The sequence below is a fragment of the Bacillus capparidis genome (assembly GCF_017832095.1).
GTDB lineage: Bacteria > Bacillota > Bacilli > Bacillales > Bacillaceae > Bacillus > Bacillus gobiensis.
Genome location: NZ_JAFDST010000007.1, coordinates 53496 through 77994, shown reverse-complemented (window position 1 = coordinate 77994; position 24499 = coordinate 53496). Strand labels below are relative to the sequence as shown.

General features: G+C 40.5%; 22 protein-coding genes. 17 read left to right on the top strand and 5 right to left on the bottom strand.

Features of this window, described 5'->3' with window-relative positions:
* Nucleotides 1-34: 34 nt before the first annotated feature.
* Nucleotides 35-868: an SDR family NAD(P)-dependent oxidoreductase gene (locus JOC74_RS20920; RefSeq protein WP_053602076.1), complete on the bottom strand. Its 834-nt coding sequence runs from the start codon at nt 866-868 to the stop codon at nt 35-37.
* A 108-nt stretch (nt 869-976) separates the two neighbouring features.
* Between JOC74_RS20920 and JOC74_RS20915 the strand changes: the two genes are divergently transcribed.
* The 6 genes from JOC74_RS20915 (at nt 977) to opp4A (ending at nt 8012) form a co-directional block, all read left to right on the top strand.
* Entirely contained in the window at nt 977-1951 is a 975-nt protein-coding gene (locus JOC74_RS20915) for a helix-turn-helix transcriptional regulator (RefSeq protein ID WP_053602077.1), read from the top strand.
* A 390-nt stretch (nt 1952-2341) separates the two neighbouring features.
* Nucleotides 2342-3361, top strand: a complete 1020-nt coding sequence (locus tag JOC74_RS20910; protein WP_053602078.1) for an ABC transporter ATP-binding protein — start codon at nt 2342-2344, stop codon at nt 3359-3361.
* Nucleotides 3348-4280, top strand: a complete 933-nt coding sequence (locus JOC74_RS20905) for an ABC transporter ATP-binding protein (protein WP_053602079.1) — start codon at nt 3348-3350, stop codon at nt 4278-4280. Before JOC74_RS20910 ends, JOC74_RS20905 begins: the two co-directional genes overlap by 14 nt.
* A gap of 5 nt (nt 4281-4285) precedes the next feature.
* Nucleotides 4286-5251, top strand: coding sequence for an oligopeptide ABC transporter permease (gene opp4B, locus JOC74_RS20900; protein ID WP_053602080.1), 966 nt, complete (start codon nt 4286-4288; stop codon nt 5249-5251).
* 86 nt (nt 5252-5337) lie between these two features.
* Nucleotides 5338-6204: an ABC transporter permease gene (locus JOC74_RS20895; RefSeq protein WP_225970363.1), complete on the top strand. Its 867-nt coding sequence runs from the start codon at nt 5338-5340 to the stop codon at nt 6202-6204.
* Between the two features lie 14 nt (nt 6205-6218).
* The gene (opp4A, locus tag JOC74_RS20890) at nt 6219-8012 is read left to right on the top strand and encodes an oligopeptide ABC transporter substrate-binding protein (protein WP_053602081.1); all 1794 of its coding nucleotides are present in this window, start codon (nt 6219-6221) and stop codon (nt 8010-8012) included.
* An 89-nt stretch (nt 8013-8101) separates the two neighbouring features.
* Here the strand turns inward: opp4A and JOC74_RS20885 are convergent, their stop codons facing one another.
* Complete coding sequence (locus JOC74_RS20885) at nt 8102-8959, bottom strand: GRP family sugar transporter (protein ID WP_053602082.1); 858 nt, start codon at nt 8957-8959, stop codon at nt 8102-8104.
* Between the two features lie 796 nt (nt 8960-9755).
* Between JOC74_RS20885 and JOC74_RS20880 the strand changes: the two genes are divergently transcribed.
* The 4 genes from JOC74_RS20880 (at nt 9756) to JOC74_RS20865 (ending at nt 13177) form a co-directional block, all read left to right on the top strand.
* Entirely contained in the window at nt 9756-10532 is a 777-nt protein-coding gene (locus tag JOC74_RS20880) for an ABC transporter ATP-binding protein (protein ID WP_053602084.1), read from the top strand.
* Nucleotides 10533-10586: 54 nt separating this feature from the next.
* Complete coding sequence (locus tag JOC74_RS20875; RefSeq protein WP_053605939.1) at nt 10587-11414, top strand: ABC transporter permease; 828 nt, start codon at nt 10587-10589, stop codon at nt 11412-11414.
* Nucleotides 11415-11438: 24 nt separating this feature from the next.
* The gene (locus JOC74_RS20870) at nt 11439-12464 is read left to right on the top strand and encodes an ABC transporter substrate-binding protein (RefSeq protein ID WP_098945174.1); all 1026 of its coding nucleotides are present in this window, start codon (nt 11439-11441) and stop codon (nt 12462-12464) included.
* A 392-nt stretch (nt 12465-12856) separates the two neighbouring features.
* Nucleotides 12857-13177, top strand: a complete 321-nt coding sequence (locus JOC74_RS20865; RefSeq protein WP_225970313.1) for a GNAT family N-acetyltransferase — start codon at nt 12857-12859, stop codon at nt 13175-13177.
* 251 nt (nt 13178-13428) lie between these two features.
* On the opposite strand, the gene JOC74_RS20860 is transcribed toward JOC74_RS20865, so the two are convergent.
* Together JOC74_RS20860 and JOC74_RS20855 are read right to left on the bottom strand one after the other, a co-directional pair.
* Nucleotides 13429-13824, bottom strand: coding sequence for a type II toxin-antitoxin system death-on-curing family toxin (locus JOC74_RS20860; RefSeq protein WP_053602086.1), 396 nt, complete (start codon nt 13822-13824; stop codon nt 13429-13431).
* A gap of 1 nt (nt 13825) precedes the next feature.
* Nucleotides 13826-14089, bottom strand: a complete 264-nt coding sequence (locus JOC74_RS20855) for an AbrB/MazE/SpoVT family DNA-binding domain-containing protein (protein WP_053602087.1) — start codon at nt 14087-14089, stop codon at nt 13826-13828.
* A 288-nt stretch (nt 14090-14377) separates the two neighbouring features.
* Here JOC74_RS20855 and JOC74_RS20850 point away from each other — a divergent pair, with 288 nt between their 5' ends.
* The 7 genes from JOC74_RS20850 to JOC74_RS20820 all read left to right on the top strand — a co-directional run bounded on the left by JOC74_RS20850 (nt 14378) and on the right by JOC74_RS20820 (nt 23990).
* Nucleotides 14378-14596, top strand: a complete 219-nt coding sequence (locus tag JOC74_RS20850) for a hypothetical protein (protein ID WP_053602088.1) — start codon at nt 14378-14380, stop codon at nt 14594-14596.
* Between the two features lie 189 nt (nt 14597-14785).
* Nucleotides 14786-17146: a polysaccharide lyase 8 family protein gene (locus JOC74_RS20845; protein WP_053602089.1), complete on the top strand. Its 2361-nt coding sequence runs from the start codon at nt 14786-14788 to the stop codon at nt 17144-17146.
* 153 nt (nt 17147-17299) lie between these two features.
* Nucleotides 17300-18670: an FAD-dependent oxidoreductase gene (locus JOC74_RS20840; RefSeq protein ID WP_053602090.1), complete on the top strand. Its 1371-nt coding sequence runs from the start codon at nt 17300-17302 to the stop codon at nt 18668-18670.
* 30 nt (nt 18671-18700) lie between these two features.
* Nucleotides 18701-20002: a citrate transporter gene (locus JOC74_RS20835; RefSeq protein WP_192841128.1), complete on the top strand. Its 1302-nt coding sequence runs from the start codon at nt 18701-18703 to the stop codon at nt 20000-20002.
* Nucleotides 20003-20222: 220 nt separating this feature from the next.
* On the top strand, nt 20223-22361 hold the full coding sequence (locus JOC74_RS20830) for a hydantoinase/oxoprolinase family protein (protein ID WP_053602091.1): 2139 nt from the start codon (nt 20223-20225) through the stop codon (nt 22359-22361).
* A gap of 13 nt (nt 22362-22374) precedes the next feature.
* Nucleotides 22375-23058, top strand: coding sequence for a hypothetical protein (locus tag JOC74_RS20825; protein ID WP_053602092.1), 684 nt, complete (start codon nt 22375-22377; stop codon nt 23056-23058).
* 71 nt (nt 23059-23129) lie between these two features.
* Nucleotides 23130-23990, top strand: a complete 861-nt coding sequence (locus JOC74_RS20820) for a MurR/RpiR family transcriptional regulator (RefSeq protein WP_053602093.1) — start codon at nt 23130-23132, stop codon at nt 23988-23990.
* A 61-nt stretch (nt 23991-24051) separates the two neighbouring features.
* Here JOC74_RS20820 and JOC74_RS20815 read toward each other — a convergent pair whose 3' ends face one another.
* Nucleotides 24052-24474 carry a FixH family protein gene (locus JOC74_RS20815; RefSeq protein ID WP_053602094.1) on the bottom strand — a complete coding sequence of 141 codons (423 nt, stop codon included), beginning with the start codon at nt 24472-24474 and terminating at the stop codon, nt 24052-24054.
* Nucleotides 24475-24499: the final 25 nt, after the last annotated feature.

Sequence of the window (24499 nt, the reverse complement as noted above, 5' to 3'; positions counted from 1 at the left end):
TCCATCTGCTATTCAACTTCAATAGCAATGTCACCTATATTTCAAACGGAGGTATCACTCTGCCATCGATATCCGTAAATTGATATTCCTTAGCTAAATCTCCGGCTCTCAGAATTTGCCCGGTTTTTGAAAGGATCTGAGGGTCTCCGGCAAGAGCCGCTACTGCACGTCCGACGTAGTGTGGCGTCTCAGAACTCGCTAATTCCGTTATTTTCTGCCAATGGTCTTCATCGGTTTGAAAACTTTTCAATACGAGCTCTGTTCTCATAAATCCGGGAGATACAGCAACTACCGCAATATTATCGTTTTTTAATTCAACTGATAATCCGTAAGCCATCCGGTTTAATGCGTTTTTAGATAAATCATAATAGAAATTTCCAATATACTTATCGTGATCCCAAAAAGAGGTGTGAACAATAAGTCCCTTACGATTTTTTCGTAATAAAGGAATTGCAAAGTAGTTGGCAGTGAGCTGAGCACGTACTCCACTCGTAAACATATTGTCCCAATGTTCTAAAGGCAGCTCCCAAAAAGGAGCAGCATCGATCGATAGCTCATTGCCGCCCCACACGTTGTTAACAAGAATGTCCAGCCTGCCTTGTTCTTGATCAATCCGCTTTATCAATTCTTCAACATTTGCCGCATTTGTATGGTCACAAACTACTCCAATCCCCTTTCCGCCTGCAGCTTGTATTTCGGCTGCAGTATCCTCAATCGTTCCAGGAAAATCATGCGGAGATGATCGTTTTGTGCTCCTGCCAGTGACATAAACAACTGCTCCGGCTTTTCCTAATTCTATCGCGATTGCTTTGCCTGCTCCGCGACTTCCTCCGGTGACCAAGGCGATTTTACCTTTTAACGAATTCATGGCTTCTCATCCTTTCTCAAAAGTTAGTTCAATTATAAAGAGTTAATCTTGACATCTATTGTCATATTTTATTAACTTTATAAAAACAACGAATAAAGGAGCTGCGATATGAGAGGAGATCGGTTGATTTCAATCATTTTAAATCTGCAGAACAAAGGTCGCTTAACGACAAAGGAATTAGCAGAGCAACTAGAAGTTTCAGAACGAACCATTCACCGAGATATGGAAGCGCTTAGCAGATCAGGAATTCCAGTAGTCGCAGACCGGGGGAAACGAGGCGGCTGGCGATTACTGGACAATTATGAAACGAAATTAACAGGATTAAAGGAGACTGAAATTGGCGCTTTATTTATTGGTCCGTCACTTCATTTGCTTCATGATCTTGGGCTGGCTAATTCTTCAAAAGAAGCGAGAAATAAATTAATAGCTTCCCTTCCTTCTATCTATCGCGAGTATGCCAAAAGTGTATGGGAGCGGATCTACATTGACAACAGCACCTGGAAGGATAAAAAAGAAAAAGTTGATTCATTTGAAATATTGAAAGAAGCAATTTGGAATGACAATCAATTGAAAATCTTACACCGCAAGCCAGACGGTGAAATAAAAGAATCGAATGTTAATCCACTTGGGCTCGTTGCCAAGGGGAGTGTTTGGTATCTTATCGCATCCAGATCAGGTGTCATACGATCCTATCGTGCATCCCGAATTATGAGCGCAACTCCACTGCAAGAAACGTTTATCCGCCCAATCGAATTTAATTTAGCTGACTACTGGGAAGAATCAAAAAAAGAATTTATTGAGAAATTGCCTTCCTATCAAGTGGAAGCAGAAGCAGCACCGTCAATTATTCCACGTTTAAGATTTACTGGCCGTTTTATTCAATCTATCGAAGTAGAAGAGCTTTCGATATCAGCGTGGAAGAAGATAGCCTTTACGTTCGATACAGAAGAGGAAGCGGCGGCCTACTTACTAGGTTATGGTGACCAAATTAAAGTAAACAAACCAAAACAGCTGCAAGAAAAAATACGGAAGATGGCAGAAGCTGTTGTGGAATTATATGAAGAAATCAAAACAGATAATTAGAATACGTTCTCATTTCACCGAGGAGAAAAGACCTAAAGTGATCGGCAAGCCCTTATCTATACATATGTCTAATTATCTAATTTTCCTTTTTTTCCGAAAATTAGATACAAAATATTTTATTATTGTATATAATTATTGGAAATAGTTGAAGATTAATGGGAATAAAAGGTCACATATTACGATTAAACTTCTAAAGCTCAATTGTTTAAGCGCAAATTGAGATCCATAATCAAATTTTATGAGTTGAAAATATTTAAAAGAATTTACGCCGCTTTACATATCTTCGTTATATACCATACCTAGGAATTCTAATAAATCTCCGTTACTTTCTATCTATTGATCTAGAGTTTCACTAATCTTCTAACCTATTAAATTGACAGGAGGGTATTTATGGAAAATTCACTATTAAACATTCAAAATCTGAGTACCTCTTTCAGGATAGAAGATGATTATTACGCAGCAGTTGATGGTGTTTCATTGCATGTTCAAAAGAACGAAATTCTTGCGATTGTCGGAGAATCCGGATCTGGAAAAAGCGCACTCGCATTTTCGATCATGGGCCTGCATGGAAAAGAACGAACGAAAATTGAGGGGAAGATTAATTATAAAGGGCAGGATATTGTCCATATGGCCCCCGCTAAATTAAATAAACTTCGCGGCGCAGAGATTGGCATGATTTTTCAAGATCCGTTAACTGCCTTAAACCCTCTTATGATGATTGGCGCCCAAATTGAGGAAACAATTCTCCTTCATAAACAAATATCTAAAAAAGCAAGAAAAGAAAAAGTAATCGAGCTGTTAAATCAAGTAGGGATATCTTCACCACAGAGAGTGTATGAACAATTCCCTTATGAGCTATCCGGCGGCATGCGGCAAAGAGTAGTTATTGCGATGGCGATTGCAAACAATCCAGAATTATTGATCGCCGATGAGCCAACGACAGCTCTTGACGTGACGATTCAGTCGCAAATTCTTGATTTATTAAAAAAGCTGAAAAAAGAAATCGGTGCAGGCATTATACTCATTACACATGATTTAGGAGTCGTTGCAGAAATGGCCGATCGTGTCGCAGTAATGTATGCGGGGCAAATTGTAGAAATAGCCGGTGTTCACGCTATCTTTGAAAACCCGAAACATCCATATACAAGATCCTTGCTGAATTCGGTTCCTACTGCCAATGTAATAAAATCTAAACTCCATGTAATTCAAGGGGTGGTTCCCTCTTTACAAAATCTTCCCCGGGAAGGCTGCCGTTTTAAAGAGAGAATTCCTTGGATTGATGAACGGGCACATGAAGAAAGTCCGGAGCTACATGAAGTTGAGCCAGGTCATTTTGTTCGCTGCAAATGCTACGAGCGATTTTACTTCCCAAATAAAGAAAAGGAGGGAATTGGCCATGGCACTACTTAAAGTGGAAGATTTGAAGGTTCACTTCCCAATGCGTGGCGGATTATTCAGGAGAATTGTCGACCATGTGAAAGCGGTTGATGGGGTATCATTCTCCATTGAGCAAGGTCAGACATACGGACTTGTAGGTGAATCGGGGTCTGGAAAAACAACTACAGGACGGTCGATTATTGGATTAAACACGATTACGTCAGGCGAGATTTTGTTTGAAGGCACGAACCTAACTGCAGATAAGAAGAAAAGATTGGATGCACGTCGAGATATACAAGTGATTTTTCAAGATCCCTACTCCTCCTTAAACCCGAAAAAACGAGTGTTAGATATAGTGGCAGAGCCGCTGCGTAATTTCGAAAAACTCTCAAAAAAAGAGGAAGAATACCAGGTTCAGGAATTATTGGCGCAAGTCGGACTTAGCTCTGAAAACATGTACAAGTATCCTCACGAATTTTCCGGAGGACAGCGCCAGCGGATTGGAATTGCCCGTGCAATCGCTTTGAAGCCTAAATTAATCATCGCAGATGAACCAGTTTCTGCCCTTGATGTTTCTGTCCAGGCGCAGGTTTTGAATTTCATGCAGGAAATTCAGAAGGAATTAAAGCTTACATATTTGTTTATCAGCCATGATCTCGGGATTATCCGCCATATGTGCGACCGGATCGGAATTATGTATAAAGGCCGTTATGTAGAAGAAGGTACGAGCAAAGATATATTTGAAAATCCGCAGCATATTTATACGAAGCGTCTCGTCGCGGCAATTCCTGATATCGATCCGCGAAATCGTGAAAAGCAGCAAATGTTTCGCCAGGCAATTAAAGAAGAGTACGAGCAGTCGTATTCAAAATACTTTAATGAAAAAGGCTTGGCTTATGACTTATCACCGCTATCAAATACACATTTAGCGGCGCTGCCTGAGAAGGGGTGATTCATATGTGGAATTTTATTGTACGGCGATTTATTATCATGATCCCACAAATATTTCTGTTAAGTATTATCGTGTTTATCATGGCGCAATTCATGCCGGGGGATCCGCTTTCAGGCTTAATCGGCGACCCAGATGTCCCGCAAGAAGTGATCGAAGAAAGACGGGAAGAGCTCGGCTTGAACAACGCTTGGTACATTCAGTACAGAGATTGGATTTTCAATGCTTTGCAGGGGGATTTGGGTAAATCGTTTACCCAAAAAGTACCGGTCGTTGATTTAATAGAAAGCAGATTTTGGAATACATTTTGGCTAGCTGTGTTGTCCATTTTCTTAATCTATGTGATCGCCATTCCACTCGGCATCATTAGCGGACGATGGAGTGATACGTGGGGGGATCGATTAATTACCGGTTATACATATGTAGGGTACGCTGCCCCGCTCTTTATATTCGGACTGGTCATGCTGTTTGTCTTTGGATTCCAGCTAGGCTGGTTTCCTACTGGGGGAAGTGTTACACCGGGGCTTGAACCGGGATCATTTGAGTATTTCTTAAGCAAGGTCAATCATATGCTTTTGCCGGCATTATCCATTGCTTTAATCGGGACAGTTTCTACTGTGCAATATTTAAGAAGCGAGATCATTGATACGAAACAAAAAGACTTTGTAAGAACGGTTCGTGCAAAGGGCGCTCCGGAATCAAGGATTTATAACAAGCATATTTTCCGAAATTCCATGCTGCCGCTAGCCGCTCTCATCGGTTTTGAAATTACCACATTATTGAGTGGAACGATATTTATTGAAAGCATATTTAGTTTTCCGGGGATGGGCCAGCTGTTTTTTCAATCGATAGTAACCCGTGATTATAGCTCCGTCACTGCACTTGTTCTTCTATTCGGAGTAACAGCGATTATTGGAGCTTTAGTAGCCGATATTATCCTGAGCGTGGTCGACCCGCGAATCCGCATTAAATAGACCACAAAGCAGAGGTGATTAAAAAATTGGAGAATAAAATACTGCCTGATAGAGAAGTTTCCCATCATACAAACGCAAGTAAAAAGGTGAAGAAGTCCTATTCCAGCTGGAGAGTCTTCTGGCGAGAAATCGTGAAGGACAAAATTGCTCTTATTTCCCTTATTTTTTTACTGCTTATTTCTTTAGGGGTATATGGGATTTCCTTGTTTCTTGATCAGGATGAAATTGTAACTGTTGATTTGTTTGCAATCTATGAAGCTCCGTCATCTGAATACTGGCTGGGAACAGATTATGGCGGCCGCGATGTGTTTGGCCAATTAATCATTGGAACGAGAAATTCTTTATCAATAGGATTGCTTGTCACACTTTTAAGCGGCGTAATTGGTGTGATTGTCGGAATATCTGCCGGGTACTTTGGCGGTATGATAGATAATATTTTGATGAGAATTGTTGATTTTTTTGAAATTCTGCCGTTTTTGATGCTGGTGATTGTCTTCGTAGCTATTGTTCCACGCTACGATATTATCACATTTTCTATGATCATGATGGCGTTTCTTTGGATGAATATTGCTCGGATTATTCGTTCAAAAGCTCTGCAGGAGAAACAGCTTGATTATGTTCAAGCTTCACGGACGCTTGGAACCTCGCATCTAAAAATCATGTTTTCACAAGTGATGCCTAATGTGAGTTCACTGATCATTGTGACAATGACCTTGAACCTGGCAGGAAATATCGGCTTGGAATCTGGATTATCTTTTTTAGGATTTGGTTTTCCAGAATCTACGCCAAGTCTCGGTACACTGGTCAGTTACGCACGGAACCCTCAAGTATTGGAAATGAGATGGTGGATATGGTTACCTGCAGCAATACTTATTTTTGTATTGATGCTGTGTATAAATAATGTCGGACAAGCTCTAAAAAGGGCAGCTGACGCAAGACAAAGAAGAGGATAAAAGGGAGGAAAACAATGAAAAAGCTCTATCAGTCTAAACTGCTTCTCGTCTTACTTGCCGCATTCATGCTTTTGGTAACAGCTTGTAATAATGAAGAAGGAAGCACTGCTGAAAAAGAAGGGAAAAAGGATGATCTTCTCTCTATTGACGATTTTGCAAGTGCTAAAAAAGCGGATGGCGAAATCATAGACGGCGGTACATTAACGTACGGGCTTGTGTCAGATACTCCGTTTGAAGGGACGTTGAACTTTAATTTCTATCAAGGAACATATGATGATGAAGTTATCTCCTGGTTCGATGAATCAATATTGGATGCTGATGAAAATTACATGTATACCCAAGACGGAGCAGCAACGTTTGAAGTATCTGAGGACAAAAAAACGTTCACGTTTACCATTCGTGATAACGTCAATTGGCATGACGGCAAACCGGTTACCGCAGAGGATTGGGCTTTTGCCTTCGAAGTCCTTGGAGACCCAGACTATCCTGGAACCCGTTTTGCTGAAGCTTCAAATGTGCAAGGTTTTGAAGACTATCGCAGCGGGAAGGCAGACTCCATTTCCGGGCTGAAAATCATTGACGACAAAACGCTGCAAATAACATTCGTGGAGGCAAACCCATCATTATTAGCTAGCGGAATTTGGACGCACCCACTGCCTAAGCATATTTTTGGCGATATGAAGGTTGCAGATATGGAATCATCTCCTGAAATAAGGGAACACCCAATCGGATTTGGTCCTTTTAAAGTAGACAGTATCGTTCCAGGCGAGTCAGTTGTTTACAAAAAGAACGAGGATTACTGGCGCGGTGAGCCTAAGCTTGACGAAGTAATTCTGAAGGTTGTCAATCCTAGCGTTGTTACGAAATCTCTCCAGGATGGCGATGTTGATATTGCTGTTTATCCAACAGATCAGTATAAAGATAACGTCAAAGCATTATCAAATGTGGATTTCCTTGGGAAGATTGACTTAGCCTATACGTATATTGGCTTTAAGTTAGGAAAGTGGCAGGATAACAAAAATGTTATGGATCCAAATATGAAAATGTCAGATGTCAACTTGCGTAAAGCGATGGCTCACGCAGTTAATAACCAAGACGTCGGCGAGCAATTCTATGACGGATTGAGATGGGCCGGCACAACTGTAATACCGCCGTCACATCCCGCTTTTCATGATGATTCGAATCCAGGATTGGAATATGATCCAGAGCAGTCAAAGAAAATCCTTGATGAGAACGGATATAAAGATACGAACGGTGACGGGCTTCGGGAGGACAAAAATGGAAATGAGCTTGTCATTAACTTCGCATCGATGAGCGGCGGTGACATCGCCGAACCATTAGCAAATTACTATATACAAAAGTGGAAAGAAGTTGGCCTGAATGTGAAGTTGGTTGACGGTCGCTTATTAGAATTTAACTCCTTCTATGATCGGTTGGAAGCTGACGATAAAGCGATTGACATTTTTCAAGGAGCTTGGGGTGTCGGCAGTGACGTTGATCCGACTGGCTTATGGGGAAGCGCAGCAGCATTTAACTATACGCGCTGGACAAATGAAGAGAGTGATCAATTATTAGCAGAGGGTATATCTGAAAAAGCTTTTGACGAACAATACCGGTCAGAGGTCTATGAAAAGTGGCAGAAATTAATGACGGAGGAAATTCCGGCCTTCCCAACGCTGTACCGTTCTGAATTAACTGCGGTAAACAAGCGTGTTGCGAACTGGGATGTCAAGCCGGGCACTAAGCTTTTTAACGATAGAAGCCAGCTCGGTGTCACAGCAGAAAAGCCTGAAGTAGCAGGTCAATAATGAAAAACTCCTGTGCATTTGGCACAGGAGTTTTTTATAGATCATAGGTACGAAATCACTTCTAAATCCCAGAGTCTATGTAGACGTATTTAAGTTTTTGCTATACCAAGTAAAAATCCTGCAGTTACAATTAGAACAATTCCGATAGCAATGCAAATGAGCTGGATTTTTGTTTTCTTTTCTTTCAGGATAAATATTCCTCCAAGTGTAGCGATAACAACGCCCATTTGTGAAAGTGAAAAGCTCGTAGCTACGCCGACTCTAGGTTGAGAAATAAATAAGAACAAGTTGCCTGCTGCCCAGATTAAGCCCGGAATAATATTTCTAATTGTATACTTATTATACGGCTTGTACTTAAAGGTAAGAATAAGCGCACCGATTACCATTCCTACACCTTGAGGCATTAATGCTTGCCAACCGCTTACGTTAGCAAGCCGCATGATGATTACGTACACGAGATAACCAACTGTGGAAATGATTAAAAATATCATACCTTTTTTAAAGTCTCCGTTGCTGTCATCTTCGCCATTTTTCTTTTTCTCAATCGACGTAAGAACAGCTCCGGCTATTATAAGTAAAATTGCAATTACGCCTAGGACAATTGATCTTGTCGTATCCCATTCACCGAAAACAATTACCCCGAATAGGGAGGTTGAAATTAATTGCAATCCCGTTGAAATGGGATAAGCTTTCGACACGCCCATAATCTGTATACTCTTCAATTGGTTCGTTTGTCCAAGAGCCCAAAACAGACCGGAAATTAAGCCAATTATAAAAATGTAAGGTGTAAGATCCGGCATTGAAAAAATGTAAATAACGATGGAAAGAATCAATGCTCCGATCGTTGTCCCTAAAATTTGGCTATAGGGTCCACCGCCAAGTTTAACGTTGAATACTACAATTGTTCCCCAGAATAGGGCAGGCAGAATGGCCAAAAAGATATCCATATACTATCTATTTCCTTCCTTTATGCGTGTTGTAGTTAAGTATTGTTATTCTTTTATCATTTCATTCAAGATAATTATTTCCTAAAAAAGCAATTGTGAATCGCTGTTATAGCGATAAGTTTTTTCCATCTTTTTCTTGCATTTGATGGCAATCTTCAACAATTCTAAACGTGAAGCATTTCCACGTTAACATTCTAAACACTCCCTTCTACAATAAGTGGTCATAAAAAGAACGAGAATATGCATCTCGTCCGCAAACTTTATAGTTATAACTAACTCCTACCCATTTCCTATTAGAATTAAAACATATTTGAGATATTAAAATTTTATCTAAATTTTTAATAATTTGTTGTGGAAGCATGACAGGGGATCTAACAGTTTGTTTGGCAGATCAGCCAGCACGTGATAATTTTTAAGCAGAAAATTCAGAAGAATTATCGTTTATTTCGGGGAGGTGGAAGAGATTATTACCATTCTGTAACAGCCGTTAAAGTTAAGTGAATTTAAGTAGGCAATGATTAAGGAATATAACAAAGTAAATCAGTTGATTTTTCAAGTTAACAAAATCGTGATATTGGCCAAGCAAAGACGGCTAAAGAATGTTATAGGAACGGTCATTCATTTAGAAAAGAAGTCGGACGAATATCGATCTGGTAAAATGATCTCATTCCTTATGAGAGCAGGACAACCGTTGGATCATAGAATATAGAAGGGTATCCCTTCCATATCTAAATCCGGCGGTTGTTTTTTTCAGTACTTTTTTAGAAAAATAACATTTTAAAAAAGGAGTGGTCATATGCATAAGTTGGAAATTGCAAATTTAAGCAAAGTTTTTCGCAAAAACGGGCAGAACTTAATTGCTCTTCAGGATACAACGATGCAAATTCCTGCTGGAAAATTTGTCAGTATTATCGGACCGAGCGGCTGCGGCAAGTCAACATTGTTCAATATGATTGCCGGATTATTAAAGCCTTCATCAGGCAGGATTTTGCTTGATGGGATAGATATTCAAGGAAAAAGCGGCTATGTCGGCTATATGCTGCAAAAGGATTTGCTGCTCCCATGGCGAACCATCTTAAACAATGTTGTGATTGGCCTGGAGATCCGTGGTGTTCCAAAAAAAGAGGCGAAAGAAAAAGCACTGCCGCTATTGAATCGTTATGGATTAAAAGGGTTCGAGCATCATTACCCAAGAGAATTGTCCGGAGGTATGAGGCAGCGGGCTGCACTGCTTCGAACCCTGCTTTACGATCAGGACGTGATATTGCTCGATGAACCATTTGGAGCGTTGGATGCCCAAACGAGATTAATGATGCAATCGTGGCTTATGGAAATTTGGAAAGACTTCAACAAAACGATTCTATTCGTGACCCATGATATTGATGAAGCGATTTATCTATCGGATGAAATCTATGTGTTTTCCCCGAGGCCAGGCCGCTTAAAAGACAAAATTGAGATTGCGATTCCAAGACCGAGAAATGATCGAACTTTGCTCCTTCCGGAATTTTTACAATATAAACAAAAACTGCTATCTATGCTGAGAGAAGAGACGCCGTATGAAGAACTCGTGTAAGGAGGGATGTGCATACCAGCAAATTCTAATCAGGTTGTTATTGCACAGAATGATATGAAGAAGAAAGAACTATTGAATGCATCAAACGAACCATTATTTGTTGAAGATGAACAAAAACAGCGGAAAAGAGAAAATCAATTGACATTGATCGGCCAAATTTTTCTTGGGATTTGCATCATTGCCGGCTGGGAAATTTTAACCCGAATGGGCGTGCTTGATCCTTACTATTGGAGCAGTCCGCTAACGATTTTTCAAACAGGAGCCATAGCTTGGACTGAAGGGACATTAGTGCAGGATTTGTTGTACACCTCGGGCGCAACCATTTTCGGTTTTGCTGCAGGAACGTTTGCAGGTGCTTTGCTGGGGCTTTCCTTTTGGTGGTCGATTCTATATTCAAAAATCACGGAGCCGTATTTAGTTGCTTTTAATGCGATTCCAAAGCTGGCTCTTGCGCCGGTCCTCGTCATTTTATTCGGCATCGGTTTTTCATCGAAGGTTGTTTTAGCATTTTTGATGACCGTTATTGTCACAGCGATTGCGGCATACAGCGGCGTTAAATCAGTTGATAAAGATTTGGAAAACATGCTTTATTCACTTGGAGCCAAGCGAAGGCACGTATTTACGATGATCGTTGTACCAAGCTCAATGCCATGGATTGTAAGCAGCTTAAAAATTAATATTGCGCTGGCGCTCGCCGGTACAATCGTTGGTGAATTTATTGCTTCCCGTCAAGGAGTCGGCAGAATGATTCTTTATGCCGGACAGATTATGAATATTGACCTCGTCTGGGTCGGAGTAATTGCCCTGTCCATCCTTTCCATTTTGATGTATCTCGGGACGGTTTGGCTTGAAAGATGGCTGCTTAAAGGAATGCGACAATAAAAAGAAAAAGTGGGGGATATGGAGATGAAACGTATCAAATGGTTGGTAAGCTGTTTGCTTGTTGCTGCTTTTCTTCTAATTGCGGGGTGCGGCTCGAATAATCAACCAGGGACAACTGAACCGGGAAATGGTGAATTGAAAAAAATCACAATCGCCGAACCCGTTCATTTAATTGGTTATCTGCCGCTTTATACAGCAATACATGAAGGCTTTTTTAAAGAGGAAGGGCTGGATGTTGAAGTCGTAACGGCTACGGGAGGCGGTCATGTAACCTCATTAGTAAGCGGTGAAGTATGGGGGAATATCGCCGGTCCAGATTCGAATCAAATGTCGAATGTAGGCAATAAAGATCCAATTGTTTCTGTCGTGAATGTGGTAAACCGGGCCAATGTGTATCTCATGTCTGCCGAGGAAGCAAACCTTGCCGATGATTCCAAGGAAGCAATGGCCGAATATTTAAAAGGAAAAACGATTGCAGCCGGACGTTTTGGGGGAAGCCCGAATTTATTAACAAGATACTTGCTTATGGATCTTGGGCTTGATCCTGAAAAAGACGTCAAGCTTGAAGAGCCGGCAGATGCCGCAGCTGTTGTTTCGCTGGTGGAAAACGGGCAGGCAGACATTGCGAACGGTGGAGAACCGCAGATTAATGAAGGGATTAAAAAAGGTGTGTGGAAGGAGCCGTTTTATAGCTTTACGAGTCTAGGGGACTATCCTTATTCCGTGATCAGTGTAAAAAAATCGACGATTGAGAAAGACCCTGAGACTGTCGCAAGCTTTGTAAAAGCAATTAAGAAAGCGTTAGCCGCAGTAGATGAAGACCATGGGCTTGCCATGGAAGTATTGAAAAAAGAATTCCCGACGACTGAGGAAGATTCATTACAGGCTTCCCTAGATCGGGCATATGCGGACAGTTTATGGAGCAAGGATGGAGTTATAACGGTGGAATCAGTTGCTAAGGTGATGGATGTGGTTGAAAAGACGGGGGTATACACAAAAGGCTACTCCTATGATGAGCTGGTAAACATGGAGTTTGTAGAAGGAAATTAAAAACTGTTCCCAACAAGGCTGGTATAAGCGAGAATGGTTTCAATGAAACTTTACATTTTGAACCGTGGTCAATTTGTCCGCGGTTCTTTTTTAAACAGTGTCATACTAGCCCATATCTGGACTAGCTCTTTTTGGGAATAAGTTATGCTGCCGAATTTTACGGTTTTGGTCACCCTTCACGGTTCAAAGGCTTTAATCCCGACATAAAAACATTTTATAGAACACCGTAAACGTGGAGATTGTAGAGATTAATTTCAAAAAGATTTAAAATAATTTAAATAGAATTCATAGGGAGGAATACACTTGAATTGGACTAAAGATGATTTCATTGTTAGTGATGATACTGCACTCATAAATATAGACGTTGTTTCACAATTACTTTCGAAAACATATTGGGCACAAACAGAACTAAAGAAACGATTACACAAAGCATTAACAATTCAATTACCTTTGGTACATATCACAAAGGAAAACAAATCGCGTTCGCTAGAGTTGTTACTGATAAATCTGTTTTTTCTTGGATTTTAGATGTTGTAGTTGATGAATCTTATAGAGGAAATGGTTTAGGTCAATGGTTAATACAATGTATTTTAGAACATCCAGAAATAAAACATACTGCATTTGCTCTAGCTACTTCAGATGCTCACGATTTTTATAAAAAGTTCAAGTTTCAAGAAAACAAATGTATGACAAGGCAATTAATAGATGATTAAAAACATATTTTACTAATAGTCTTTAATATGAATGTCGATAGGAGAGGTTTTTTGACTAAAGAGGTAAAAACATGGTGCATGCAGCTTCAATTCTTTTGAATTTATTGTAAAGTTTGTGAAGAAAAAAGGTTAAGAAGTGTCGACAATTTTATTTAAAACTATGTTTGTTAATGTTTATATTAATATTAAAAACTCTTTAGAAAATAATTTCTCAGCTAATAAAAATGCATTCCGACAATGCCGGAATGCCATTATTCCATTATTTCTTTTGAATGTTCTCGAATAATCGAAACAAGATGTTCAAACGAAATTTCTTTTTTTACAATACTAACGGTAAACTCTATTTTATCTTCTGTGGTCATTTCAAAATGATAACCATTGTACCGAAGAAAAAATGTGAGAGAAAGAAGGGCTGTGCGTTTATTAGCATTTTGAAAAGCATGATTTTGCGCTAACGATTCAAACAATGCAGCTCCTTTCTCGAATAGTGTTGGGTATGCATCCTCACCGAATGCTGATGATTGCGGACGATAAACCGCTGATTCTAACAAACTGGGTTCTTTTACGCCAATTAATTCTCCTGGGCTTAATGTTTGGATTAAATATTTATTTAAAGCAATGACTTCCTGTATGGTTAAAAACCTCATTTTATCGGTCTACCAATCCTTTTAGTGCTTCACCATGCTCTTTCATCGTTTCTTCTAATACATCGAAAAAGTCTGGGCTAATGCCATTAGGCAATTCAATTTTCCGGCTCTTACGCAAAATAATGTCACCATCTTTTTGCTCAATCTGAACGGTGTCTCCTGGTTCTAATCCTGCACCTTTTAACAATTCAAGAGGGAATGTGACCCCGTAACTCTTACCGATTTTGGTCACTTTTCTTTCCAAATCTTTCACCGCCTTAGACATATATTCTTCTCTACTTTATATTATGATTATTACCATTATAATGATTATAATACTTATAAAACAAAAATGATAGTTCGTCTCTTTTTTTATACATCAACATGGAAGAGGAAACCCTCTTTCCATGCTGATTAATTTTATAATTAATGATTATGTTTGATTTATTTACCTTTCTTGACTTCTTTTTCTGTTCACATCTCAAGGTCTGAAGATATAATACTGTATTGGAAACTATAATGTTAGTATGCTATAAGTTGGAACACTGAGGTAAAGGAATAGGGAGGCAGGTCATTGGATAAAGAGGTTTTTACGTATCGAGTAACAAAAAATAATACAGTCTTTATCGACTGGTTCGGGAAAGAAGTGAAAATTTTAAAGGGGAAAGACGCCGAAAGATTTCTTGCAAAAATGAATGCCGCCAATAATCAGAATGAGGAACAGCTTATCATGGCGGAAGTGACAGGAAATTTTAAAAGAGGGAATGAACGGCTTGGCAAGCAAAACAATTGAAAAGGAACCTCTCACAAGAAATGAAATGTGAGAGTTTTTTTATATTATAGGCATTGTTATCAATTTTCAAAACTAATGAATTATTCCGAAAAAAATTTACCAAAAACAAAATAAATATGTTAATATGAGTTATGTAGTGAGCCAAAAGTCACTATATTAAGAATGAAGTATAAAGGAGGAGAGAATGGAATGGGAAAAAAGTTCAGATTATTTGTAAGCGCTTTCTTGGTTTTCTTGATCACAGCCTCGGCAACTCTTTCCCCGGCGGTTCTGAATCAAGCAGCTGCCCAAGGTGAAAATGAGTTTGAACAGCTGCGTGGAAAATGGAAAGAAATGCTGACTGGAGGAGAAGCGTTTGATCCTTCAGACCCAGATATCGCAAATCGAATTAAGAAAATCGATGAAGCCGCTAATGAGTATTGGAACAGCATGGATAAATCTTCTGATCGAAGCGCACTTTGGACTGATCTGACAGGTACATCCAACTCCAGTTATATTACGAAAAGCTATGATCGGCTTCTTGCCATGGCCTTGGCCTTATCAACCAAAGGCTCTTCGCTTGAAAACAATGAGACTCTAAAAAATGATCTCATTCAAGCGCTCGATTGGATGTATACGTACCGCTACAATGAAAACAAGCCGCCATATAATAACTGGTGGGATTGGGAAATCGGCACGCCTCTCCGTTTAAATAACATAGTCATCCTACTTTATAGCCATCTATCCACTCAACAAATCACCAATTACATGAAAGCCGTTGAAAAATTTTCACCAACTCCTACTGGAACTGGGGCTAACAGAGTATGGAAGGTAACCGTCGTAGCCGTTAGGGGAATGATTGTTGAAGACAGCAGTAAATTGTCCAAGGCACGGGACGGTTTAAGTAACGTATTTACCTATGTAACGTCCGGTGACGGATTTTACAAAGACGGCTCCTTTATCCAGCATAATAACTTCGCATACAATGGCGGATATGGAAGATCAATGTTAGCTGACATCGCCAACGTGATGTATTTATTAAGCGATTCGACGTGGCAAATCACAGATTCCAATCAGCAGAATGTCTACAGGTGGGTTTACGATTCATTTGAGCCTCTCATCTACAAAGGGGCGATGATGGATATGGTCCGTGGAAGGGAGTTGTCAAGACACTACGCAGAGGATCATGTCGTCGGGCACGAAACGATTCAAGCGATAATCAGGCTTGCTCAATCTGCTTCTGAATCCAATTCTCTTGTTTATAAAGAAATGGTCAAGTCATGGATCAAAGAGGATACTCATCTGGATTTTGTGAAGAATACACCATCTATCAATATGATTCAGCTAGCAAAATCGATTGTCAACGATCCTGCGATTGGATCTAGAAAAATCATAAAATATCAGCAATTCTCCAGTATGGACCGGGCAGTTCTAGTTCGAGATAAATTTGCCTTTGGGATAAGTATGTCCTCTGCACGTATTGCAAACTATGAATCCATTAATGGAGAGAATTTGAAGGGATGGTATACAGGCGAGGGCATGACATATTTATATAACAATGATACCGCACAATACAGCGATGGGTATTGGCCGACTGTAAATCCTTACCGATTGCCGGGCACAACCGTGGATACTCGGCAGCGAACGAATTCGTCAGGACATGCGTATGCAAGTTCAAAACGATGGGTTGGCGGAACGGAAATGCAGGGAACCTACGGTGTTTCAGGGATGACTTTAGATGCCTACAATAGCACGCTTGATGCCAAGAAATCATGGTTTATGTTCGATGACGAAATCGTAGCTGTAGGATCGGGAATTACAAGCACGGATCAGCGTACGATCGAAACGATAATCGAAAACAGAAAGCTTAAAAATTCAGGTGATAATACGCTTATCGTGAATGGATATAAGAAGCCTGCTGCTACAGGGTGGACAGAGAAGATGGATAAGGTTCGATGGGCTTATTTATCTGGAAATGTTGAAAGCGCTAACATTGGATATTATTTCCCTGACCAGCCAACTATTAAAGGACTGCGGGAATCAAGAACTGGGGCGTGGAGCCAGATTGACAGCCGCAGCGGAATCCCAACGGAATCGATTACTCGCAACTATTTAAATTTATGGTTTGATCACGGGGTAAACCCTACAAATCAAAAGTACTCGTACGTGCTTCTACCCAATATGACGTCAACGTCAGTACTCGATTATTCTTGCAAGCCTGAAATCAGTATCGTAGAAAACTCTGCGGATGCCCATGCTGTCAAAGAGAAGACCCTGAATTTGATTGGTATAAATTTTTGGAATGACAAGGTCAAAACAGTCGGAGGAATTACAAGCGATAAGAAAGCCTCTGTGATGGTCAGGGAAACAGAAAGTCAGCTGGAAGTATCTGTATCTGATCCGACGCAAATCAACACAGGCGTTATTAATATTGAAATTGATAAAAGCGTTAATGGAATTTTAAGAGTAGATGAAGGAATTGATGTGAATCAAGCGAGACCAACGATTAAGCTGTCGGTAAATGTGAATCAAGCGAAAGGCAAGACGTTCAAAGCAGTGTTTAATAAATAGCGGCACGATGCGGATTCAACACACTCTGACTTGTTCAGAAAATTATTTTCATAATAAGTGACTATTTTTGAAAATAATTTACTGAAAGCCTTTACATTTTTGCAAAAAAATGATACCTTTATTTTGAAATCATATAGAAAGTTGGGGTGTGTGATGAGAAATTATGATGTAGTCATTGTAGGAGGGGGAATCTCGGGAGCAGTTGCAGGAATCGCTGCTGCACGACTCGGGGAAAAGGTATTAATTATTGAGTCCAACGGGTTTCTTGGAGGTATGCTGACAGCCGCGGGTGTAGGTCCGATGATGACGTTTCATGCCGGTGAAAAACAAGCAATTCAAGGGATAACAGATGAAATGATTCAAAGGCTAAAAACGATCGGAAAATCTGTCGGCCACATCGAAGATTTGACGAACTATACGTATTCAGTAACTCCATTTGACGCCGAGGCGATGAAGCATGAGCTTGAGGTTATGCTGATTGAAAGCGGCGGGGAAATTTTATACCATACCGCCCTTGCCGAAGTGATTAAAGAAGGGAATAAAATCACCAAGCTAAAAGTTTGCAATAAAGCAGGAATCTCTGAAATCAGCGGAAAAGTATTTATCGATGCTTCAGGAGACGGTGATCTGGCAGCATGGGCCGGCGTTACCTTTACAAAAGGCCGTGAGACAGACGGGGCATCACAGCCGATGACATTAAAAATGAAGGTAAGAAATGTAGATATTGATAGAGTGAAAGAATATATTCGAGAGCATCCTGAAAACTTTACGAGAGTTCCAGATAACCTCGATCAGTTAAACAAAGTAGAGCGGCTTTCAGTCGTTGGCTATTTAAAAGAGTTTAAAGAGGCGAAAGAAAAAGGGGAAATTTCAATCCCACGTGAGGACGTCCTGTTTTTTGAAACGAACAATCCCGGCGAAGTCATCTTCAACACGACAAGAATATTGGGATGTGACAGTACTGATCCATGGAGCTTAAGCAAAGCTGAAATTGAAGGAAGAAAGCAGTGCCGCGAGCTGGAGCATTTTATGAAAAAGTATATGGTTGGCTTTGAGAATGCAGTCGTTGTAACGACAGGTCCACGCATCGGCGTAAGAAGCTCGCGACAAATTGTAGGCGCTTACACGTTGACTGCTGAGGATCTTCTTCAGCAAAAGAAGTTTGAGGATGTCATCGCCCATTCCGGTTATCCGATCGATATCCATAGCCCTGACGGAGAAGGGACTTCCCATGGCAAATTAGAATGGGGTGGAATGTACGGGATTCCGTATCGCTGCCTGATCACTAATGATATTGACAACTTACTAGTTGTGGGAAGATGTCTTTCAGCAACGTTTGAAGCACAAGCCGGAGTCAGGACAACACCAACAGCAGGTGCGATCGGCCATGCAGGAGGTGTAGCGGCAGCTTTAGCGGCGAAAGGGAACATCGGAGTGCAGGAGATTGATATCCCAAACCTCCAACAAACATTGATAACGCAAGGAGCTTATTTAGAGGTAGAACCTCCAGTAAAATCAAATTAAAAATTAATATGAAGACGAGGAGAATGAACAATGACAGCTCTTCAAATTACACAAACTGTAGGAATATTATTGGTATTTGTTGTGTTTGTCGGCTTGATGATGACGAGAAAGCTTCCAACCTTGCTTGCCCTGCCTATTATGGCTGTGCTATTTGGCATCATTGCCGGAGTGCCGTTTATCAGCAGTGATGTAGAAGCTTATACGATATCTTCTACTATTTTAGCAGCAGGTTCTATGAAGCTATCAACTGCGATTGCAGGATTGATTTTCGGGGCCTGGTTTGGTCAGATCTTAAATAAAGTCGGAGTCACAAAAACAATTATTCGCAAAGCAGCTGAGCTTGCTGGTGACAAACCGCTTGCGATGGCGATTGTGTTTTTCATAGCAGCGTCTGTCATCTTTTCTGCTGCGAGCGGATTGGGAATGGTTATTTTAGTAGGCACGATTATCATTCCTATCATGCTTACAGCAGGGATATCACCATTTGTCAGCGCACTAGTCGTATTATTAGCCAATGGAGTTGGGGTTACCTTCAACGTTGCTACTTGGGCGGTTTACAAAGATGTGCTGAATTTGTCAACGGATGTCATTGCCAGCTTTACACTGATTCCGGCAATCCCGCTGATTGTCATTGCTCTCATTATGATTGTTTATAATATCAAAAAAGAAAGCGGTTACAGAAGAGCTTGGTCGATGCCTTTAGAGCCGGAAGGTCCTAAGGCCGCTCCAAAAAATGTACGGGCGATTGCGCTAGTAAGCCCGCTTGTTCCTGTTCTATTAGTTTTTCTATTCAAAGTTGATATCGTCCCGGCAGTGTTTGTCGGTGGAATTGCTACATTGATTTTGGCTACACCGAAACGACCTATCCATATTTTATCGAGTGCTCTCGTTGAAGGGATTCAAGAGGTTGCCGGTGCGGTCGGGCTGATGATGGGAATTGGAATGCTATTAAACGCAGTTACTGCTCCACAGGTTTCAGCGTTAATCCAGCCGCTTATCGGAAATATTTTGCCAACTAGCCCATTTGGTTTTATTTTATTCTTTACGCTTCTTTCTCCGTTAGCGATTTACCGCGGTCCGTTAAATGTATGGGGGCTGGGCAGCGGAATTGCAGCATTGATGGTAACGTCAGGAATGTCGGCAATTGCGGTTATGCTTGCCTTGCGTATTGTCAGCAATCTTCAGGCAGTCTGTGATCCAACCAACTCGCACAACGTGTGGCTGGCTGATTTTACAAAAACAGATATTATCGGAATTCTGAGAAAAACGATTCTGTGGTTAGTCGTAGCGGTATTGATCTCACTTGCGATCGCAATTCCATTTGCTTTTTAACTAATATAAATACGAAAAAAGCACGGAAATGAAGGATGTTTCTCGTGCTTTATCCCGCATTAACGGGCGGTAAGCCCCCCATTCTAAGTTTAAGAGAGAATCGATAGATTAAGTAGGGGATCAACTGCCCGTAAAAGCCCGATTAGTTCAACTAACTATCAGTGGGGATGAAAAAAACCCCACTGAAAGAAGTTTCACTTTTATCCCAGGAGGAGAAACAATGTCCACAAAAAAAGTACGAATAGGCATAGATGTCGGCGGAACTTTTACTGATGCTACGGTTATTGACAACGACACATTTGAGTTAATTTCAAAGCTGAAAATTCCTACCACCCATCATCATGAGACTGGGGTTGCAAGCGGAATTGTGACGATCATTAATCAGATTTTGGAAGAAAATCAAATTCATCCGGATGATGTTATTTTTATCGCACACGGCACGACCCAGGCTACTAACGCGCTTTTAGAAGGTGATGTTGCCAGAGTCGGCATCGTTGGAATGGGAACGGGCATGGATGCAAGAAGCGCCAAATCAGAAACGTTGGTGGAAGACTTGGAGCTTGCGCCTGGAAAATACCTGAAAACATTTCACACCTTTATTGATACAAAAGAACTAACTGAGAGTAAAATTGAAGAAGCGATCGATTTACTCGCCGGACAAGGTGCCGAGGTAATTGTCGCTTCAGAGGCTTACAGTGTTGACGATCCGTCAAATGAATTGAAAGTGATCGACCTGGCGAAAAAGAAAGGGTTATACGCAACGGGCGGACACGAGATTTCACAATTGTACGGCCTTAAGGTCCGCACAAGAACAGCAGTCGTTAATGCCAGCTTAATCCCTAAAATGATGGAAACCGCCAATATGACTGAGAAAGCAGTCAAGGATGCCGGGATTAAATCGCAGCTGATGATTATGCGCTGCGACGGTGGTGTCATGAGTATTGATGAAGTGAGAAAACGCCCTATACTAACAATGCTGTCCGGTCTTGCCGCAGGAGTTGCCGGGGCACTCATGTACGAAAAAGTGTCGGACGGAATCTTCTTTGAAGTAGGGGGGACTTCCGTCGATATATCTGTCATTAAAAACGGGAAAGTTATGATTAAAAATGCCCAGGTTGGCGGCCATAAAACGTATTTGCAATCCTTGGACGTCCGCACTTTGGGAGTTGCCGGAGGAAGCATGATCCGGATCGACGGCGGCCGCATTACCGATGTTGGTCCGAGAAGCGCCCATATTGCCGGGATTGAATATGAATGCTTTGCGGATCCGAGTTTAATTGAAAGTCCGAATCTAAAGCTGATAAGCCCAAGAGAAGGTGATCCGGATTACGCCATCATCGAATGTGCAGGCGGGAAGCCCTATTCGCTTACTCTCGCCGGAGCTGCCAATCTTTTAGGCTTCATACCTGAGGATGACTATGCTAAAGGCAATTATGAAAGCGCAAAGAAAGCTTGGAAGCCTTTGGCTGACAGCTTAGGGATTACAATTGAAGAAGCGGCAGAGCAAGTGATGAGAATTGCTGTTGAAAAAGTCATGAAAGTAGTAAAAGAAATGATTTTTGATTATGAGCTTGATGAAAATTTCATTTTGCTCGTAGGCGGCGGTGGAAGCGGTGCAGTATTAATTCCGGCGATGGCAGAGTATGAACGATACAATTGGAAAATCGCTAAAAATGCTCCGTATATTTCAACGATTGGTGTCGGAATGGCGATGGTAAGAGAACAAATCGAAAAAACGGTTATTGCTCCTACCGAAGAGGATGTCATGAAAATGAGAACCGAAATAATCGAACGAATCGTAAAAATGGGTGCAGAGGAAAGTACAGTCGATGTGACGATTGAAATCGATGCACAGAAAAACATTTTACGGGCGATCGCAACAGGTTCAACTGAACTCCGCTCAAAGGACTTAGCTGCAAATCAAGTTGATGAGAACGAATTGAAAAAAATAGCTGCTGAATCGATTAATCAAAAAAATGTTCAATTGCGATACAAAACAGGAAGATGGAATTTGTTTGAGGCCAAGGAAGAAAAGAAGGTTTTCTTAGGGCTGTTTAAATCGAAAAAAAGCTTTGTCAGCATTTTGGATCGCGAAGGAGTCGTCCGTTTTAAACAGGCGAATGCGCATCACTTGTTTTTTCCGAAAAATGAGTTAGCCACATCGTTTGATGAATTTTTGGATGAGCAAACCATATATTCCGATGCCAATGCCACGATTCCGAAAGTATTCATATTCTTTAAAGAAAAAATGATTGACTTATCAGGCTTGCAAACAAAAGAGCATTTAATGAAAATGATCGATGTCGAAACAAAATACTTGGATGGTGAGAGCGAAATCATCGCGATCACTTATCAATGAGGAGCTTAAAGCAATGGAACCGTTCACTCGCTCGTTGGAATCACTCGACGATCAGTTATTGGCTTATCTGGAATTAAAAAAGGATTTGCTTTTTCATCGAATTCCTTCTGATAAAATTTATTATTATGTGACGCGTTCTTTGGAAATTGGCAGAAAAAAAGCACAATCGTTTTTGCATAAAGACATAAAGAGTCTCTGCAAACAAAATCAGCTGGAGATCGAAATTTCAGATTCGATCGGTGTTTTTCATCAAGTGAAGTTTCGGGCAGAGATCATTTTCACGAAAAAGAAGTCGAAAATAAAAATCTACAAGCCTTCTTTAGTAGAGTTAATCGAAGCGTATAATCTTATAAGCGAAACGGAGCTTACGTATCAGGACGTCCTATCGATTCATTTGGCTCATGAATTTTACCATTATCTTGAGTATCGAGAGAAGCAATTTACTAACGAATTGCTTGATAAGGTAGACGCACTGAAGATTGGTCCTTATAAGAAAAAATCAACAGTCGTAAGCTGTTCTGAGATCGCTGCCCATTCCTTCTGCAAGGAACTGATTGGAATCGATTTTTTGCCTAATTTATTTGATTCGATTTATTTAGTCCATAAAAACATGTGGACTGTCCAAGATTTTGAAAATCATTTCAGGAAAACGAAAAAGGAATGGGAGCAGGTACTTCATCTTGCACATGTTTCCTAGTTAAGAGAAGTTTCAGGCGGTATGATACAATACGTTTAAAACGAAGAGGTCAGTAGGTGAAACGATAGACTATGAGTGAACGGATACCGGCAGTTTTGGCAAAGGTTGTATCAAACCAAAAAAAATTAACGCTTAGTGAAAATGAAATCGCCAATTTTGTGATTGAAAATCCTGATTTTGTAACAAAAAACACGATAACAGCCCTTGCTGAGAAGGTTGGCGTCTCAGAAACAAGCATCAACCGATTTTGTAAAAAGATTGGCTTTAAAGGTTTCAATGATTTTAAAATCGCCCTCGTGCAGGACGTATTTTATCGAAAAATGAAATCAAAATCGATCAATCATGATCAAGTCAGCTTTGTTGAATCGATCGCTTTCGATTACAACGATCTGTTAATGAATACATCTTCTTTAATTACTGATGATCAATTGGCTGCGATTGCAGCTGCCTTGATTTCGAGCAAAAAAATTATGATTTACGGGATTTTAAGCTCGTGGCTTGTAGGCATGGAATTAAAGCAAAAATTGAATATGATGGGCTTTACAGCCGCAGCCTACAATGATCGGCATAATATGAAGCTTTCCGCATCGCTAGCAGGGAAGGATGATTTGATCATCGCAATTTCCCGCTCAGGAACAGTAAAGGAAATTATAGAAGCGCTCACGATCGCAAGTCAGAACAACGCGAAAATTGTAATTATTACAAGCTTCGACTCAACGAAAATAACGGCATTGGCTGATATAAAGATCATTACTTCAGATATTTTGTCAGTAAAAAACAGCACATACATTTCCCATCATATTCCGTTTTTATTTGCGATTGATTTAATTATCGGAAATTTGCTGACGAACCATAAAGCCTATTTAGAGAAGAAGCTTAATGCTGAGGCACTGCTTGAAGGAGAGCAATTTTGGAACAACTATTATTTGTAAGTAAAACATAAAAACAGGAGCCGAGATAGATGCTCCTGTATTTTTATTATAAAATTCGATATTAATGCTCCTCTTGAACGTCCTTATTAACATCTCCAACAACCACTTGTTTTGTCGGCATGGAGTGCATGCTGCGTGCAGTTACGTGGGTTTGGATATTGTAGATCCCTTCATCATCAAACGACCTGCTGACTTCATAAATTCCATCTCTTACATTCCTGGCGGGTAACATTACAGAATGGTCACGGTCATCGCCTTTCCATATTTCAAATTCTACTTCATCGGCATCATTGACGCTCTCGTTAGCCTGGGTGACCTTAACTTGAAGTTTAACAGTTTTGTCTATCGATAGTTCGTTTGGCGCTAAAATTTCAACCTTTATCGGTTCCTGCACTGCTTTTTCCGAGTGTGCTTGATTATCCTTGCATGAAGTAAGAAGAATGAATAAAATAGTAATTGAAATTCCTTTAATGATGAATTTCATGATCTCAAGTCCCTCCCCTACTAAT

Bases quoted from the DNA above. Each gene is read 5' to 3' on its own strand.
- JOC74_RS20920 (WP_053602076.1), bottom strand. From the start codon at position 868: ATGAATTCGTTAAAAGGTAAAATCGCCTTGGTCACCGGAGGAAGTCGC.
- JOC74_RS20915 (WP_053602077.1), top strand. From the start codon at position 977: ATGAGAGGAGATCGGTTGATTTCAATCATTTTAAATCTGCAGAACAAA.
- JOC74_RS20910 (WP_053602078.1), top strand. From the start codon at position 2,342: ATGGAAAATTCACTATTAAACATTCAAAATCTGAGTACCTCTTTCAGG.
- JOC74_RS20905 (WP_053602079.1), top strand. From the start codon at position 3,348: ATGGCACTACTTAAAGTGGAAGATTTGAAGGTTCACTTCCCAATGCGT.
- opp4B (WP_053602080.1), top strand. From the start codon at position 4,286: ATGTGGAATTTTATTGTACGGCGATTTATTATCATGATCCCACAAATA.
- opp4A (WP_053602081.1), top strand. From the start codon at position 6,219: ATGAAAAAGCTCTATCAGTCTAAACTGCTTCTCGTCTTACTTGCCGCA.
- JOC74_RS20885 (WP_053602082.1), bottom strand. From the start codon at position 8,959: ATGGATATCTTTTTGGCCATTCTGCCTGCCCTATTCTGGGGAACAATT.
- JOC74_RS20880 (WP_053602084.1), top strand. From the start codon at position 9,756: ATGCATAAGTTGGAAATTGCAAATTTAAGCAAAGTTTTTCGCAAAAAC.
- JOC74_RS20875 (WP_053605939.1), top strand. From the start codon at position 10,587: ATGAAGAAGAAAGAACTATTGAATGCATCAAACGAACCATTATTTGTT.
- JOC74_RS20870 (WP_098945174.1), top strand. From the start codon at position 11,439: ATGAAACGTATCAAATGGTTGGTAAGCTGTTTGCTTGTTGCTGCTTTT.
- JOC74_RS20860 (WP_053602086.1), bottom strand. From the start codon at position 13,824: ATGAGGTTTTTAACCATACAGGAAGTCATTGCTTTAAATAAATATTTA.
- JOC74_RS20855 (WP_053602087.1), bottom strand. From the start codon at position 14,089: ATGTCTAAGGCGGTGAAAGATTTGGAAAGAAAAGTGACCAAAATCGGT.
- JOC74_RS20845 (WP_053602089.1), top strand. From the start codon at position 14,786: ATGGGAAAAAAGTTCAGATTATTTGTAAGCGCTTTCTTGGTTTTCTTG.
- JOC74_RS20840 (WP_053602090.1), top strand. From the start codon at position 17,300: ATGAGAAATTATGATGTAGTCATTGTAGGAGGGGGAATCTCGGGAGCA.
- JOC74_RS20835 (WP_192841128.1), top strand. From the start codon at position 18,701: ATGACAGCTCTTCAAATTACACAAACTGTAGGAATATTATTGGTATTT.
- JOC74_RS20830 (WP_053602091.1), top strand. From the start codon at position 20,223: ATGTCCACAAAAAAAGTACGAATAGGCATAGATGTCGGCGGAACTTTT.
- JOC74_RS20825 (WP_053602092.1), top strand. From the start codon at position 22,375: ATGGAACCGTTCACTCGCTCGTTGGAATCACTCGACGATCAGTTATTG.
- JOC74_RS20820 (WP_053602093.1), top strand. From the start codon at position 23,130: ATGAGTGAACGGATACCGGCAGTTTTGGCAAAGGTTGTATCAAACCAA.
- JOC74_RS20815 (WP_053602094.1), bottom strand. From the start codon at position 24,474: ATGAAATTCATCATTAAAGGAATTTCAATTACTATTTTATTCATTCTT.